Below are 15,282 nucleotides of genomic sequence, written 5' to 3' on the forward strand. Positions count from 1 at the left end.
TCACACCCCTTTAAAAGAAGGAGAACGCTTTTCTGTAAATGCCTGCATTCCCTCTTTTTGATCCTGAGAAGCAAAGGCCAAATAGAAATTTTTCCGTTCTAATTTCAATCCATCTTCTATCGGCGTATCCACAGCCTCATCTACTGATTCTTTAATCAGGCGGACGGCGACAGGTGCCTGTTCGGCAATCTGGTTGGTAAGCCTCATCGTTTCTTCCTCAACCATCTCAGGTGCAACCACTCGATTAACCACACCGTATTGCAGTGCTTCCTGAGCACTCATTGGCTGACCTAACCATATCCATTCCAACGCTTTCGCCCGACCCATTGCTTTTGTTAATAGTTGTGTTCCCCCAGCTCCTGGCATGACGCCCAAAGTAACTTCCGGAAAGCCGAAGCTTGCATTCTCAGCGGCGACGATAAGGTCACAGTGTAGCGCTAATTCAAAACCTCCACCTAATGCGAAACCATTTACAGCTGCGATAATCGGCTTTTTAATAAGCATTATTCGATCCCAGACAGCAAAAGGATTGGATAGCTCTAGGGACAGCGGCGAGTCTTCCATCATCTCATCAATGTCAGCCCCTGCAGCAAAAGCCTTTTTGTTACCCTTTACTACAATAGCTCGAATCGAATCATCACGGTCGAACGTTTCCATTTGCCCTACGATTTCGTCAACCATTTGCCGATTCAGTGCGTTGGCTACGTCAGGCCTATTTAACTGAATGATTCCTGCTTTATTCTCGACAGATGTTTTTATAAATCTATTACTCATCTAATTCTTCACCGATCATCAGCGTAACCATGTCCCCGGCAAATCCCATCAGATCTTTCCCAGAAGCCTTCCCTTCATCCGATTTCATCCCTTTTTGGAGAGATTCATGGTCATCGTAAAACATTTCACAAAGTAAGTAATACTTGCTTTCTCCCATGGGAGAGCCAACTATTTTTGTCACTTTCATGTCTCTTAAGCCAGGAATCTCTTTTGTAATCGGAGTATGTGTATTAAAATAGTGCTCGTCAAACGCCTCTTGATCTTCTGGCTGTTTATATAACGCTATAAGTTTTACCATCATTCAATCCCCTTTCTTTATTTAAACAACAGAGTAGTCTACCACTGGCTTCATCGCTTCAAAAGGATTTTTACAGGATCCACAGTAGAGAATACTGCGACATGCCGTGGGTCCAAACACATTGTCCATAGATGTAAAAGAAGATCCACAATACGGACAATCGACAGACCATTCTTCCCCAGGCCGGTAGTTTTCCGGAGGAGGTGACACGCCATGTTTTTTCAATTGTTCTTTCCCTTCATCTGTAATGGCATCGGTTGACCACTTTTCCTGAAATGAAAAGTCGACCTGACACCCCTCCACCCAGTTCATATTTTCTACCGCATGTTTCACATTTTTCTCAATAAAATCGAGGGCGGGACACCCTGCAAAAGTTGGGACCATGGTAATCGACACCTTATTTTGGTCTACCACGACTTCATGAACCATCCCGAGATCTGCAACGCTAACCGAGGGGAGCTCTGGATCATCAACAGTTTTTAAAATGGCATGAACCTTCTGGTGCTTTTGTTCATCATTCACGCTTATCCCTCCTTAAAAAGTCTTACCACACGGCATTTCGATCGCTATCATACACTTCAGCAAGCGTTTGAAGGGCTTGTTCTAAATCTGGAGTATGCTCTCCTGATCTTCCACTGCCAAACTTTTTACCTAGCGGGGATGCCGGTGGAGTTTTTATTGTAGCTTGCACTTCTTTCAACCACTGATTTCTCAAATAGTCTTCACCAGCAATTAATTGATGGTGTTCCAGCTCCTGAGCCTGAGGCCCTAATTCCAAGATGTCCTGACCCTCGCTCCACGCCTCTTCTAACCGTGAGTAAATCTTTGTTTTCGCTTCTTCGGTTGAGGCTTGAAGTTGTTGCATCCACATTTTCCAGTGGGCTAAATGATAAGGCTGCTCCATTAACACTTTCTGCGCGGTATTCGCTAGTGGTTGATATGAGCTTTTCACTGCCGCTTCAAGTTTTACCTTTTTCATAGTTTCATATAAAAATTGCCGAACAACAGTCAGTGCCCAATCATACCGCGGCTCTCCCATGTAAGAGCCCTCTCCATTTCTCTTCTCAAAATAGCTGGCGTTTCGCCTTTGCTCGGGAGGCCGTTCGTGAGCAAGTACATCAACCTCCCCCTCCCCTAATTCCTCTAACAATTGGTAGTAGAGAAACGCGTGCCCCATCGTGTTCTGCGTAATCGATGAAAAAGCAACATCTTCTTCAATATGAGGAGCGAGCCCCAACCATTCAGACCCACGGAATGAAATGATAAAGTCATCATCGGCTAACTGATAAAGCAATTCAGTTAAGGCCTGATAATAAGACGTGTCTTGTTTCGCTTGATCCGCTGTTTCGATCGATTTCATGATTTTTTCACCTCTTTCCAGGACATGATTTCTTTCTCATCTAACATTCCCTGTTCTTTTTCACTCCATTTTTTCCTTAAGTACCCATAACCTTTTGTATTGCGGTATTCTTTATTATTTAAACGATATGTCCATTGTTGCCGCTCTTCACTGGTCATCGAGCGGATATTATCTCGCTGCACCACCCAGACATCGAGCACCTTTTCCCGGCGCATGAAATTTTCCTGTGCCATATTCAGCGCCATCTCATCATTTGGAGCCAGCAAGCTGAATTGGTGTTGGATTGGCGATTTTTCATTTTTTTTGCTGAACACTTCATATTCTTGATAAAAGGTAGATTCATTCTGCTTTTCCATCATCCTTCTCTCCCTTCCTTTATCCCTATGAGACAACCACCTGCGGAGCCAATGCCTGCCTGACCCAACGATTATTTTCATAGGCAATTTCCCTTAATCGCAAACGTTCTTTTGATCGCGGTCCGTTATTGCTGATAATTTGCTTGAACTCATTCCAATCTGGCTGCTGATACACCCAATGACCTTTTTCTTCGTCATAGTGGACGGTTTCATCAGGGACCGTTAATCCTAATGAGAATACCCGAGGTAAGTATTTATCTAGAAAAGCCTGACGCAATTCTTCATTAGAACTCTTACGAATGCGATATTTAGTCGTAACTTCTTGCTTAGATGATCCAGTAGTTGCTGCAGATTCAGGACCGAAGAACATTAAGAGTGAGGGCCACCAGCGATTCAGTGATTCTTGCAGGATTTGTCTCTGAGCCTCCGTGCCTTCAGCTAGCGCCATAATCACCGCTTCACCATGTTGAGCGTGGAAAACTTCTTCCTGACAGATCCGCTTAAGAGCTCGTTGGTATGGTCCGTATGAAGCGTCCAACATATTCGTTTGCGAAATAATCGCTGCCCCATCAACTAACCATCCAACCATACCTGCATCTGCCCAGGTTTTCGTCGGCATATGAAATACGTTATGGAATTTCAGATCTCCCTTTAATAGATCTTCCATTAGGCTTTCCCTGTTTTTTCCAGAAGGTTTCATTAAGTCTTCAGCTACTCTTAAAAGCAGTTGCCCATGGCCCATTTCATCCTGAACTTTAGCCATGATCCCTAGTTTCCTTTTAACAGTGGGCGCTTTCGGAACCCATTCTTTTTCAGGCAGCGCCCCCATTATTTCGCTAATTCCATGCATGGAAATTAGTTTAATGAGCGTTTGACGGTACTCGTTTGGCATCCAGTCGTCAGCCTCAATTTTTTCGCCCGCCTCAATACGCTCCATAAACTTAGCGTATTGCTCTTTATCTTCATCAGTATGATTTGCAGCCAATGTGCCACCGTAGTTATACACTACACCACTCCCTTGTTACGTTTGTTTAACGTCATTATAATTTAACGTTATATAATAATCAACACCTAAAAGTTTTTCATTTTATTTACCATCACTAAAAACCGCTTTACAATAGTGATCAAAACGGTTATTTTAAGTGTTTAAATTTTCTAATTATATTGACAGCGTTTTCATTACCAGATATCTTTAATATGACAGTTTTTAGTACAACGTACAATTTATATCATGGGAGGAGATCATAAAATGTCTACTTTTTCACAAAAAGAAACTTGGAGTCCCTCAAGAATGAAAGAGTTTCAATGGGAAGGCTTGAAGAAGACAATTGGACGTGTTTATAATGAAGTCCCTTTTTATCGGGAGAGTTTTCAGCAATTAAATATTACCCCTGACCATATTCAGTCATGGGAAGATGTACAAAAGCTCCCTTTCACCAGAAAACATCATTTACGTGAGAATTATCCTTTTAATTTGTTGGCCGCTCCCATGAAAGATGTTGTACGATTACATGCATCATCTGGTACAAGCGGGAAACCAACTGTAGTTGCCTATACAAGAAACGATATGGAAAACTGGGGAGAGATCGCAGCTCGTGCTATTTATATGGGGGGAGGACGTCAAGAGGATGTTCTTCATAACGCCTACGGTTATGGCCTATTTACCGGTGGATTAGGTATCCACGTTGGGTCCGAAAATCTAGGTTGTGCCACCATCCCCATTTCAGGCGGGAATACAACCAAGCAAATCACACTCATTCAAGATTTTAAGCCACGGGTTATTTGCTGTACGCCCTCTTATTTGTTGAACATTGGAGAAACCATGAAGAGTAAAGGGATTGATCCTGCTTCTACTTCTTTGAAATACGCAATACTTGGCGCAGAACCCTGGTCTGAGGAAATGAGACATACCATTGAAAAAATGTTCGATTTAAAAGCGTCAGACATATATGGCCTAAGTGAAATTATGGGACCTGGGGTCGCTATGGAGTGTGTGGATTGTCAAGATGGGCTTCACATTGCCGAAGACCATTTTTTAGTTGAGGTGATAGACCCTGAAACACTAGAACAAGTACCAGATGGAGAAGATGGAGAGTTAGTATTTACGAGCCTCACTAAAGAAGCCTTGCCTATCATCCGTTACCGTACAGGCGATATTGCTTCTATTACGAGAGGGACGTGCGCTTGTGGACGAACTACAACAAAAATGAGTCGTGTTAAAGGGCGCATTGATGATATGTTGATTATCCGCGGAGTGAATGTGTTCCCTTCTGAAATTGAGCGTTATATCTGCAGCTTGGAGGAGCTCGTCCCCCATTATCAGATTCATCTCCAAAAAAAGGGAGTGATGGATCACGTAGAATTACATGTAGAGGTTTGCGAAGATTTTTTTGAGTCACTGCCAATGCAAGACTTTGATCACCCAGTAGCTCAAGACCTTATCAAAAGAATTCAAAAGTCATTAAAAATGGAAGCACTGGTATCGATGGATGTTTATCTGGAAAAACCAAAAGCAATCCCTCGATCTGAAGGAAAAGCTAAACGTGTTATTGATTACCGTTCTAGCTTTTCTACAACTCCATAAAGAAAAAAATAATAGTATAGTATGTGAAAGCGAAGGATTACCTTCGCTTTTTTCTTTTCCTCAATAAAATAGTATGACGCTTTTTCATTTTGTAGTAGAATATTTATTAGGTCAATTTTACGAATCGTATCATTTCTTAGCTCTTGCAAAATTATACCTTTAAGATTATTTGATGCGAGAAGCGAGCATGATAGCATAATGTAGTAGATATCAACAATGAAGGAAAAAGGGAAGGACATCAGATGGATAAATTATTTAATACTCGTTCAATGATTTTTACGTTATACGGAGATTATATTAGTCAGTACGGAAATGTCATTTGGATCGGAAGCTTAATTCGATTACTTCAAGAATTTGGACACAACGAACAGTCTGTCCGAGCCGCCATTTCCAGAATGAGCAAGCAGGGGTGGGTACAGTCTGAGAGGAAAGGAAATAAAAGCTATTATTACTTAACGGATCGTGGAAGAGACCGAATGGATGAAGCGGCAAATCGAATTTTTAAAATTGAAGCCCCTTCATGGGACGGGGAATGGAGATTACTTCTCTATACGATCCCTGAAGAAAAGCGTCACTTGAGGGATGAACTAAGGCGAGAATTAGTTTGGAGTGGTTTTGGCTTATTGTCTAACAGTTGTTGGATTACTCCTAATCCATTAGAGGAACAAATCCACAATTTAATTGCCAAATACGAAATTGGCTCCTATGTTAATTTCTTTCGGGCGAAATATGAAGGAATGAGCGAGAATAAAGACTTAGTAGAGCAATGTTGGGACCTTGATGAAATTAATGAACGCTACTCTGAATTTATACAAAACTATAGCCAGAAATATATTATAGACAAGAACAAGATTGAAAAGGGAGATTTGAGTGATGGAAGCTGCTTCGTAGAGCGTACCTTACTTGTCCATCAATATAGAAAGTTCTTATTCATAGATCCTAGTCTTCCTCAGGAACTATTACCTGAAAATTGGCTGGGAGATTCAGCCGCATCCCTATTTAGAGATTATTATCGTATGTTGGAAGAACCAGCTACCCGCTTCTTTGAGTCTGTATTTGAACCAGGAGAATCTCTGAATAACAAAGATTCTTAGTTCTAATTTTATAAAGGAAAAAAGGCGTACGGATATCCGCACGCCTTTTTTCCTTTATTCAAAAACCTTTTCAAGCACTTCTATTTTTAGAAATTCCTGCCCTTTTTGAACGTAAGTATCGATTGTCTCTTCAATCATTTCGAAATCTTTATCGGATAAAGTTCGCACTACTTTTCCAGGTGATCCTAACACGAGTGAACGAGGTGGAATCACTTTCCCAGAGGGAACCAGACTATTTGCTCCGATAATCGAATATTCCCCAATCTCCGCTCCATCTAAAACGGTAGCTCCCATTCCTACAAGTGCCCCTTTTCTTAAGGTACATCCATGTACAATAGCGTTATGGCCGACAGATACCTCATCCTCCAGTGTAAGCGGGAAATCCTCGTAAAGATGGCACATTGTATTTTCCTGGATATTGCAACGCTCCCCAATTCGAATTGGCCCCTCGTCTCCTCTTAATACAACATTAAACCAAACGCTTGATTGAGCCCCAATCTCTACATCTCCAATAATTTTAGAGCCATCTGCAACAAAAGCGGTTTCGTGAATACGTGGCGAAAAATCTTTATAACGATAAATCATCTATATTCCTCCCATGAATTCATGTTATACTTTTTAATATAACACATTTATAACGGAGGTGCATAATTATGAATGATTTAACAAAAAAACTAGAAGTGACGCTTCCATTCATACAAGGCGGAATGGGAAATATTAGTCATGCTTCACTGGCAATAGCTGTCTCAGAAGCTGGCGGGTTAGGTACTATCGGCGCCGGTACGTTACACCCTGAAAAGGTTGAGCGCATGATTCAGGATATCCGTCACGGGACGTCAGAGCCGTTTGCCGTCAACATTCCCCTTACCGTCAATCCTTACGTCAAAGACATTCTAGCTCTTATAAAAAAGCATGCAGTACCTATCGTTTCTTTATCAGCGGGAAATCCCGCCCCTTACATCGAGCCATTAAAGGCGGAAAATGTTGTTGTGATGTGTGTCGTTGCTAATGATAAACAAGCTAAAAAGGCTGAATCAGCAGGAGCAGATGTCATAATCGCTGAAGGGTATGAAGCGGCAGGAATTAATGCGCGGGAAGAACTCACAACGTTCACATTAATTCCTAAAGTGACGTCATCTGTAGATATACCTGTAGTAGCGGCCGGTGGAATTGGAGATGGGCGCGGTGTGGCAGCTGCTATGAGTCTCGGAGCACAGGGAGTCCAGTTAGGTACACGGTTAATTGCCACCGAAGACGCCCAAGTTCACTCAGCTTATAAGGAAGCCTTACGCTCTGCAGGCTCTGACGGAACAATAATTGTCGGACGTCCCTATAAACAAGTAAGACGGATACTAAAAACGCCCTATGGGGAGCATTTACTCCACTCGGAAAAAGAAAAAATGCCCTTGAATACTTACTTAGAGAAAACAAACGAAACCCGCCATATTACAGGGGCAATAGAAGGAAAACTAACGGAAGGCCATGTGAATGCCGGCCAAATAGCTACGATGATTGAGGACATCCCTACGGTTCAGGAACTTTTCACACGAATGATCCGTGAAGCACAACTTGCTTCAGAACATCACTTCCCTTTTCAGCATTAAGTTAATCAGCGAATACCAGCCAATGGTATTCGCTTTTTTAATAATTGATCACTCCTTCGTGTTGACAGCATTAATTAAATTACGTATCCTTTGTATAACAAAATATATAAATGCGTATTTTTTACGTTATACTAATTAATTATGAAATATAAGGAGGAGAGATGAGAATAATGGCCGAAGAAAAGATTTATGATATGACGATTATTGGCGCAGGTCCAGTTGGTCTTTTTACAGCTTTTTATGCAGGGATGAGAAAAGCTTCCGTTAAAGTAATCGATAGTTTACCTCAAGTTGGAGGCCAGTTATCAGCTTTATATCCTGATAAATATATTTATGATGTAGGTGGCTTTCCGAAAGTTAAAGCTCAGGAATTAGTAGATCAATTACATGAGCAGGCACAAACTTTTTCACCTACTATAAGCTTAGAGGAATCTGTTGAACAGGTGATTCGCTTAGAAGACGGAACATTTAAATTGGTGACTTCATCAGATACCCACTACTCCCGAAGTATTATTATTACAGCCGGTGCCGGTGCGTTTCAGCCTAGAAAACTGAAAGTGGAACGGGCAGATAGCTACGAAAGAAATTGTCTGCACTACTCCGTAAAAGAACTCAACCAATTTAAAGATCGACGAGTGGTCGTGTGCGGCGGAGGAGATTCTGCCGTAGATTGGTCCCTGGCCTTAGAATCCATTGCGAAAGAAGTTACTCTAATTCATCGTCGCCCCTCCTTTCGCGCCCACGAGCATAGCCTTACCCTGTTAGAGCAGTCTAGCGTTGACATAAAAACTCCATATGAAGTGAGTCGATTAATCGGAAGAGATGATCGACTCGAACAAGTATTAATTCAAGAGGTTAAAGGGGAAAAAACTCATTTGCTTGATGTCGAAGATCTTATCGTAAACTTTGGCTTTGTCACTTCGCTTGGCCCTCTAAAAACATGGGGACTGGAAATACAAAAGAATGCGATCCAAGTCAACTCAAGAATGGAAACAAATATTCCAGGTATATTTGCTGCAGGAGACGTCTGTACTTATGAAGGCAAAGCAAAGTTAATTGCAACTGGATTTGGCGAGGCCCCTATTGCTGTCAATCATGCTAAATTATTAGTAGATCCCACAGCAAAACGTCAAGCAGGACACAGTACGAGCTTATTTGCGTCTTCCACTAAATAGACTTTTTATAGTATCAGTAAAAACATGTTCATAGGAGGAGAAACCAATGGCCAAAGTGAGTATGGAAATAACAGATTCCCTAGCTACTATTACATTAAACCGTCCAGAAAGATTAAATTGTTTTGATTATGACATGCTCCAACAATTAGAAGAGACGCTTCAAACTTTGCAATTTGATCGAAATATCCGCGCGGTTATTTTTACCGGGGCAGGTGAGAAGGCCTTCAGCGCTGGAGCTGATTTGAAAGAAAGACAAACATTGACCGAAAAAGAAGTGCGACGTAACGTCAATAAAATTAGAAATGTGTTCACCCTTATTGAAGAAATGCCGCAACCTACTATCGCTGCAATCAATGGCTACGCATTGGGAGGTGGTTTTGAACTCGCTTTAGCTTGTGATTTTCGTTTAGCCGTTTCCCAAGCAAAAATGGGATTAACGGAAGTGAGTTGGGCCATTATACCGGGTGCTGGCGGGACTCAACGACTCACAAATTTAATTGGCCCCTCTCACGCCAAAGAGCTTATCCTGACCGCTCGGAGGATTGATGCTAAAGCGGCTAAGGATTTAGGCATTTTGAATAAGGAAGTGCCAGAAGAGGAGTTACTTAAACAAGCAACATCTCTCGCAAATGAAATCACATCTAACGCTCCACTGGCAGTGACTCAGGCTAAATACGCAATTAACCAAGCAACTAACGTCGACATTCACACTGGTTTAGCAATAGAAGCTAAAGCCTATGAAGTGATAATTCCTACTGAAGACCGAATTGAAGCCTTACATGCTTTTAAAGAAAAACGACCAGCCAACTTCAAAGGAAAATAATCTTACGAGGAATTTAAAGGGAAGCGTAATAAAACAAAGGGAGGAACTGACTTGAAACCAGTAATTGACGAAAGCGACCTGCATCACCGATATAAAAAAGAAATAGTTCACACAATGGAGAGTGAGCCGTATGCTCAGTTCTTGGGAATTAGATTGACGGAGATCGGTGAAGGAACGGCCGTGGCAGAATTAGATATCGAGGACCACATGTTAAATTCACATGGAACAGTTCATGGGGCGATAACATTTGCCATCGCCGATTATGTATTCGCAGCAGCTTCCAACTCTTACGGAAAAACCTCTGTCGGCATATCCACTACGGTTAACTATATGGCTGCCGGAGAAAAAGGAACTCGACTTAAGGCAACAGCAACTGAAGAAAAGAAGAATCACAGAATGGCCTGGTATAAGGTCAAAGTCGAAAGCGACAATGAACTAATCGCTACTATGGAAGCGGTAGCCTACCGTAAAAGTCACTATTTTGTTCCATTAGAAGAGTAATAGATCCATCTATATAGCGTAAGAAGATTTAAAAAGAGCATCATGTGTCAACCGCCCCCACTTGTTAGTTGTTTCCATCAAGTGGGGGCAGTTTTTTATAGCATTTTTTCTCCAATACCGTTAAGAGATATACAATGGTAACCTTTAGTTTAACTAAATGAATTAAATGGGCTACCCAAAATCATTAAAAGTTCTTTTGACCTGGGTGTTTGTGCGTGATGTGATTTATTTCAATCTATTATTCTATGGTACAGAAACAAACGGTCAGTGCTTAATAATTCGACTTTCATAAGGCTGCAGAGTTAGGTGCTCAAAAACTTTCATTTGATCACTATGATTCATAACAAAAGTAAAGGACTCTTCCTCTGTATGACGACGATAGACTTCCACATCGTTCTCAGATGCCACAATTGAAATACCGTTATCGCCCACTATTTCCTTGGCGATAGCATCCATCGATTGCTCTCCAAGTCCTCCGCCGATGTAGTAAACTTTCCCTTTTCCATACGAATTTCGAGTTACTGCAGCGTATTGTCCATAAAGCCCATCCTGATACCGAAACAGAACTTCCGCTGTTTCAGCAATGATTAAATCTCTCCAAATCGCTACATGCGAAGTTTCTCCATTAAAGTCGCCTTTTCCTTCGACTGCAGCCGTTCTTTCTTTTGTTAAAGATTCAACTTCTTCGACCCTTATTCCTGTTAAGGAGCGGACTGGACCTGGGAGCGGCTCTTTGAAATAAATCGTGTTATCTTTATTCTTTAAACCCGCTCGATAGGAAAAGACGACCGTCCCGCCTTTCTCCGCAAAGGCAGCTAACTGATCCGCTAATCTTTGATCGATGATTTGCATAGCAGGGACAAGGACAACCTTATAGGTCGAAAGGTCTCTGTCACTAGGAATAACATCGATATGGGTATTCAAAGAATAGAATGGCCGATATAGACGCATAAGTTCTTCTTTAAAATCGAAATCTTTACTCTGAATCTGTGAACGCCACGACCAAATATTATCGTAATCATAGATGACAGCAACCTCGGACTTTATGGGTGAGTCAAGGACATCTTCATACGAAGAAATCTCATCGAATAACGATTGGACTTCTTCATACTTCCTCCCATACTGATTATCGTGATCAATGACCCCATAACAAAACTGCTCGGCTCCCCTTGTCATTCCTCGCCAACGGAAATAGAGCATATGGTTGCAGCCGTGGGCAAATGCCTGGTAAGACCACATTTTAGCTTGGTTAGGACGCGGCAGGTAACCAATCACATCGTGTCCCTGGGCCCCCATCAATTCCTCGACGATCCAGAAGTTTTGATCTAGTAAGCCGCGATTGAAATCAAGCGTCATTGCAATCTCAGCCGGAGGGATCGGTTCCTCAAGCCCGCCCCACACCGGATAGTTATCATAGGAAACGAAGTCCATTGGCCACAGGTTCTCTGCATGATCAAACCATTTGTTGAAAAATCCTCCGGCTACGTTCGTAGTCACGTGCTGGTGCGGTCCTTTATACCATTTTACGATATTCGTCATTTCATGGGCGAAGCTATTGAGGGAAGCTGAACGGAATCTTGCCCAATCCAGTTTTAACCCGGGGTTGTGGGTCGTGATGGTTGGTTTTGGGACTGGAATTTCATTGAACTGGTTGTACGTCTGTCCCCAAAAGATTGTTCCCCAGCGTTCATTTAAGCTGTCAATGTCGTGGTATTTCTCAGCCAGGAATTCATGGAACTTAGCATGACACTGATCACAGTAGCATTGGTCACTGCCTTCATGGCCGAACTCATTATCGACTTGCCATACCACAATCGCTTGTTCATTTTGATAGTGTTGCACTAATTCTTTCGTAATGCGAGCGCTATGCTCCCTATAGACATCCGAATTAAAACAATATTGGCGACGCCCGCCAAAAACCCTTTTATGACCATATTCATCTTCAGATAATATAGAAGGATATTGATCCGCAAGCCAAGCGGGGAAGGTTGCAGTCGGAGTCCCGAACATCACATCCAATCCATTCTCTTTCAAGGATTCAATCACCGTATCAAAATATGAAAAATCAAATTCTCCCTCTTTACTTTCCATCAGGTGCCAGGCAAACTCTCCGATACGTACGATATTGGCCCCCATCTCTTTGATTCCTTGAATATCTTCTTTCATCATGTCCTTTGGCCAGTGTTCCGGATAATAATCTACTCCAAGATATGGCATCTTACAAACCTCCCAGTTGGATCGTTAAATTCCACGAGTATGTTCCTCGTGGAGAAATTTTTGATACCTTATTGATCTTATTTGCTACATATACATCATCATACATCCCCGTACAGGGCTCTAAAGCAAAATTATAATCACCGCGATAGCCTCCCTGCGTCTTCCATACTCCTAAGTACGGCACTTTATCTGGAGGGAAGGTATACGTTAACGTCCTTCTAATGTCGTGCTGAATAGCCTGACACCACCCCTGGCTTACCATTTGTGTAAAATAAAACTTCTCAATATTGTTCGCAGCCTCGTCTTCCATTTTCGATAAATCGATGGAGTCACCTGTTCGCTTTGATTGAGTTATGGGATACCTATGGATAGTTCCCCACTGTCCAAGGTGGCCAGAGGCTTGTTCAACATTTATGACTTCATTCATATCCGATGGCACGCGAATGGTTGTAGCACGGTTCATGTTCAGCAGGGAATGGGCCGCCCAAATAAAAGGAAATGGTTGGCTGGACAAATTAAAGGCTTGATAGTTTAGTTCGACACGGTCCGCCTTCAGATACACTTGTTTTTTTAATCGATACGGAAAAAACGGGCTAGCCACTTCTAAATCCAGTCCGTACGATCGTTCCGTTACCTGCCAGGGCATCGCCCATACTTCCCCATGATCAGGAATGCGCGAAAAATCATGCGGGTGCGGTCCCTCATCTATTCCAGGGAACATTTCATCAAACCCACTGGAATCAAAATTAGAAAAATCTTGTCCGTAGGCAGGAACTGTCATCTTCTCTACCTCTGTTTGATATAGCCATTCATAGTTTGCTTTTTTATCAAACAAACTAGCCATTTTACCCCCATAAGAAGGCAGGATCGTACACCTAATGTGTTCATTTTCCAAAATAATAGACTCTATCCCTTTAAAAGTGGAATACGTGATCATTAAGACCTCTCCTACAACGCAAATTACAATACCCCTCTTAGAAAACGCCGGAACCCTTCCTGCCCTTCTTCCGTTCGTTTGAATACGCCGGCATGTTCTAATACCGTTGAGAACGTCCTTCCAATTTCCTCTTGTACTAGTTGCTTTATATTTTGTTCGTTCAACTGTTCATGACGGGCAATGATTTGCTTCGCCCAATCGACATGTTTAGCGGTACGCTCATCCTCCATCCCTCTCTTGTCCAGGTCCCCTTGAAGCATGTACTCACTTAGCACATCCATTTCTTCTACAAGGCGCCCTGGTAATACAGCCAGCCCCATCACTTCGATCAAACCGATGTTTTCCTTCTTGATATGGTGGACCTCCTGATGAGGATGAAAGATGCCCATAGGATACTTCTCATTCGTACGATTATTTCTCAACACGAGATCAAGCTCAAATACTCCATCCCTCATGCGGGCAATCGGCGTGATTGTATTGTGCGGCGTCCCATCTGTTTCTGCAAAAATGCCCACACGTTCATCACTGTAGCCTTTCCATGTCTGCAAAATTCGTTCGCCTAGTCTTGCCAATTTCTCACGGTTTTTCCCTTGAAGACGGATTACGGACATAGGCCATTTTACGACCCCGACAGTGATGTCAGGCTCATCACTTACGCTGAACGTTTCATCCATTGGCGCTTGCGCCATGGGAAAATCGTGATGACCGGCCTGAAAGTGGTCATGACTTAGAATCGACCCCCCCACAATCGGCAAATCGGCATTCGATCCGACAAAGTAATGAGGCAGTTGCTCAACAAAATGGAGTAAACGATCAAAGCCTTCCCGTGAAACTTTCATGGGCCGATGCTCACGAGAAAAGACGATCGCGTGCTCATTGTAATAAACATAGGGAGAATATTGTAAAAACCACCTATCCTGTTGCAATTCCATTGGGATGATCCGATGGTTTTGACGAGCCGGATGATCGAGCCGTCCGGCGTATCCAACGTTTTCTTTACATAGCAAGCATTTCGGATAGGAAACACCGGCCTTCGCTTTCGCTGCTTCAATCGCTTTCGGATCTTTCTCCGGCTTAGACAAATTAATCGTAATCTCAAGGTCGCCATATGCGGTTGGACTGTACCAATGAACATTCTTGGCTACACGATCCGTCCGGATATAATGGGAGGATTTAGCCAGTTCATAGAAATAATTCGTTGCTGCCACTGGTCCCTCCGTCTGATAGTGATGATAAAAGGTTTGAATGATTTCCTTTGGACGAGGAATCAGCTTATCCATGATTTTCGGATCAAATAAATCTCGTTGTGTAACGGTATCCTCAGGGATCAACTGATTCTCGACTGCATAATCAAGCATGTTTCCTAAAATGTCAATCGGCGTCTCAAGCTGCTCCTTTGGCACATCTGCCGGCTGATAGTCTTCTAAATGGAAGAGTTCTAACAAACCATTTCGAACATAATCGACGTCCCATACAGCAATCATTTCTTTGTACAAACCATAATGAATCAAACGATCAATCTCTCTATGAATGTTGACGGTCATCATCCTTCACCTCAC

General features: G+C 42.4%; 16 protein-coding genes. 6 read left to right on the forward strand and 10 right to left on the reverse strand.

Annotated features, from left to right (window positions below):
- From P9989_RS18010 to paaA, 6 genes are read right to left on the reverse strand one after another with little or no spacing between them, the layout of a single operon-like run.
- Complete coding sequence (locus P9989_RS18010) at window positions 1-774, reverse strand: enoyl-CoA hydratase/isomerase family protein (protein ID WP_283076235.1); 774 nt, start codon at window positions 772-774, stop codon at window positions 1-3.
- The gene (locus P9989_RS18015) at window positions 767-1,072 is read right to left on the reverse strand and encodes an EthD family reductase (RefSeq protein ID WP_283078970.1); all 306 of its coding nucleotides are present in this window, start codon (window positions 1,070-1,072) and stop codon (window positions 767-769) included. The genes P9989_RS18010 and P9989_RS18015 overlap by 8 nt, the downstream gene beginning before the upstream one ends.
- A gap of 21 nt (window positions 1,073-1,093) precedes the next feature.
- Complete coding sequence (gene paaD / locus P9989_RS18020) at window positions 1,094-1,594, reverse strand: 1,2-phenylacetyl-CoA epoxidase subunit PaaD (RefSeq protein WP_283076236.1); 501 nt, start codon at window positions 1,592-1,594, stop codon at window positions 1,094-1,096.
- A 22-nt stretch (window positions 1,595-1,616) separates the two neighbouring features.
- On the reverse strand, window positions 1,617-2,432 hold the full coding sequence (gene paaC, locus P9989_RS18025) for a 1,2-phenylacetyl-CoA epoxidase subunit PaaC (RefSeq protein WP_283076237.1): 816 nt from the start codon (window positions 2,430-2,432) through the stop codon (window positions 1,617-1,619).
- On the reverse strand, window positions 2,429-2,791 hold the full coding sequence (gene paaB / locus P9989_RS18030; RefSeq protein ID WP_428841943.1) for a 1,2-phenylacetyl-CoA epoxidase subunit PaaB: 363 nt from the start codon (window positions 2,789-2,791) through the stop codon (window positions 2,429-2,431). The genes paaC and paaB overlap by 4 nt, the downstream gene beginning before the upstream one ends.
- A 22-nt stretch (window positions 2,792-2,813) precedes the next feature.
- On the reverse strand, window positions 2,814-3,725 hold the full coding sequence (paaA, locus tag P9989_RS18035) for a 1,2-phenylacetyl-CoA epoxidase subunit PaaA (RefSeq protein WP_283078972.1): 912 nt from the start codon (window positions 3,723-3,725) through the stop codon (window positions 2,814-2,816).
- 312 nt (window positions 3,726-4,037) lie between these two features.
- Here paaA and P9989_RS18040 point away from each other — a divergent pair, with 312 nt between their 5' ends.
- Window positions 4,038-5,372, forward strand: a complete 1,335-nt coding sequence (locus P9989_RS18040) for a phenylacetate--CoA ligase family protein (RefSeq protein WP_390305247.1) — start codon at window positions 4,038-4,040, stop codon at window positions 5,370-5,372.
- Window positions 5,373-5,614: 242 nt separating this feature from the next.
- Window positions 5,615-6,466: a phenylacetic acid degradation operon negative regulatory protein PaaX gene (paaX, locus tag P9989_RS18045; RefSeq protein WP_283076238.1), complete on the forward strand. Its 852-nt coding sequence runs from the start codon at window positions 5,615-5,617 to the stop codon at window positions 6,464-6,466.
- A gap of 54 nt (window positions 6,467-6,520) precedes the next feature.
- On the opposite strand, the gene P9989_RS18050 is transcribed toward paaX, so the two are convergent.
- Window positions 6,521-7,051, reverse strand: coding sequence for a gamma carbonic anhydrase family protein (locus P9989_RS18050; RefSeq protein WP_283076239.1), 531 nt, complete (start codon window positions 7,049-7,051; stop codon window positions 6,521-6,523).
- Between the two features lie 68 nt (window positions 7,052-7,119).
- Between P9989_RS18050 and P9989_RS18055 the strand changes: the two genes are divergently transcribed.
- The 4 genes from P9989_RS18055 to P9989_RS18070 all read left to right on the forward strand — a co-directional run bounded on the left by P9989_RS18055 (window position 7,120) and on the right by P9989_RS18070 (window position 10,569).
- Window positions 7,120-8,070, forward strand: a complete 951-nt coding sequence (locus P9989_RS18055) for an NAD(P)H-dependent flavin oxidoreductase (RefSeq protein ID WP_283076240.1) — start codon at window positions 7,120-7,122, stop codon at window positions 8,068-8,070.
- A gap of 161 nt (window positions 8,071-8,231) precedes the next feature.
- Window positions 8,232-9,245 (forward strand): NAD(P)/FAD-dependent oxidoreductase, encoded by a 1,014-nt coding sequence (locus P9989_RS18060; RefSeq protein WP_283076241.1) that lies wholly within the window; start codon window positions 8,232-8,234, stop codon window positions 9,243-9,245.
- A 46-nt stretch (window positions 9,246-9,291) separates the two neighbouring features.
- Window positions 9,292-10,068, forward strand: coding sequence for an enoyl-CoA hydratase-related protein (locus tag P9989_RS18065; RefSeq protein ID WP_283076242.1), 777 nt, complete (start codon window positions 9,292-9,294; stop codon window positions 10,066-10,068).
- 51 nt (window positions 10,069-10,119) lie between these two features.
- Window positions 10,120-10,569 carry a PaaI family thioesterase gene (locus tag P9989_RS18070; protein ID WP_283076243.1) on the forward strand — a complete coding sequence of 150 codons (450 nt, stop codon included), beginning with the start codon at window positions 10,120-10,122 and terminating at the stop codon, window positions 10,567-10,569.
- A gap of 264 nt (window positions 10,570-10,833) precedes the next feature.
- Here P9989_RS18070 and P9989_RS18075 read toward each other — a convergent pair whose 3' ends face one another.
- From P9989_RS18075 to galT, 3 genes are read right to left on the reverse strand one after another with little or no spacing between them, the layout of a single operon-like run.
- The gene (locus P9989_RS18075) at window positions 10,834-12,786 is read right to left on the reverse strand and encodes a beta-galactosidase (protein ID WP_283076244.1); all 1,953 of its coding nucleotides are present in this window, start codon (window positions 12,784-12,786) and stop codon (window positions 10,834-10,836) included.
- A gap of 1 nt (window position 12,787) precedes the next feature.
- Complete coding sequence (locus P9989_RS18080) at window positions 12,788-13,723, reverse strand: aldose epimerase family protein (RefSeq protein ID WP_283076245.1); 936 nt, start codon at window positions 13,721-13,723, stop codon at window positions 12,788-12,790.
- Between the two features lie 23 nt (window positions 13,724-13,746).
- On the reverse strand, window positions 13,747-15,267 hold the full coding sequence (gene galT, locus P9989_RS18085; protein WP_283078974.1) for a UDP-glucose--hexose-1-phosphate uridylyltransferase: 1,521 nt from the start codon (window positions 15,265-15,267) through the stop codon (window positions 13,747-13,749).
- Between the last annotated feature and the right edge of the window lie 15 nt (window positions 15,268-15,282).

Source organism: Halobacillus naozhouensis (genome assembly GCF_029714185.1).
Taxonomy (GTDB): Bacteria; Bacillota; Bacilli; order Bacillales; family Halobacillaceae; genus Halobacillus_A; species Halobacillus_A naozhouensis.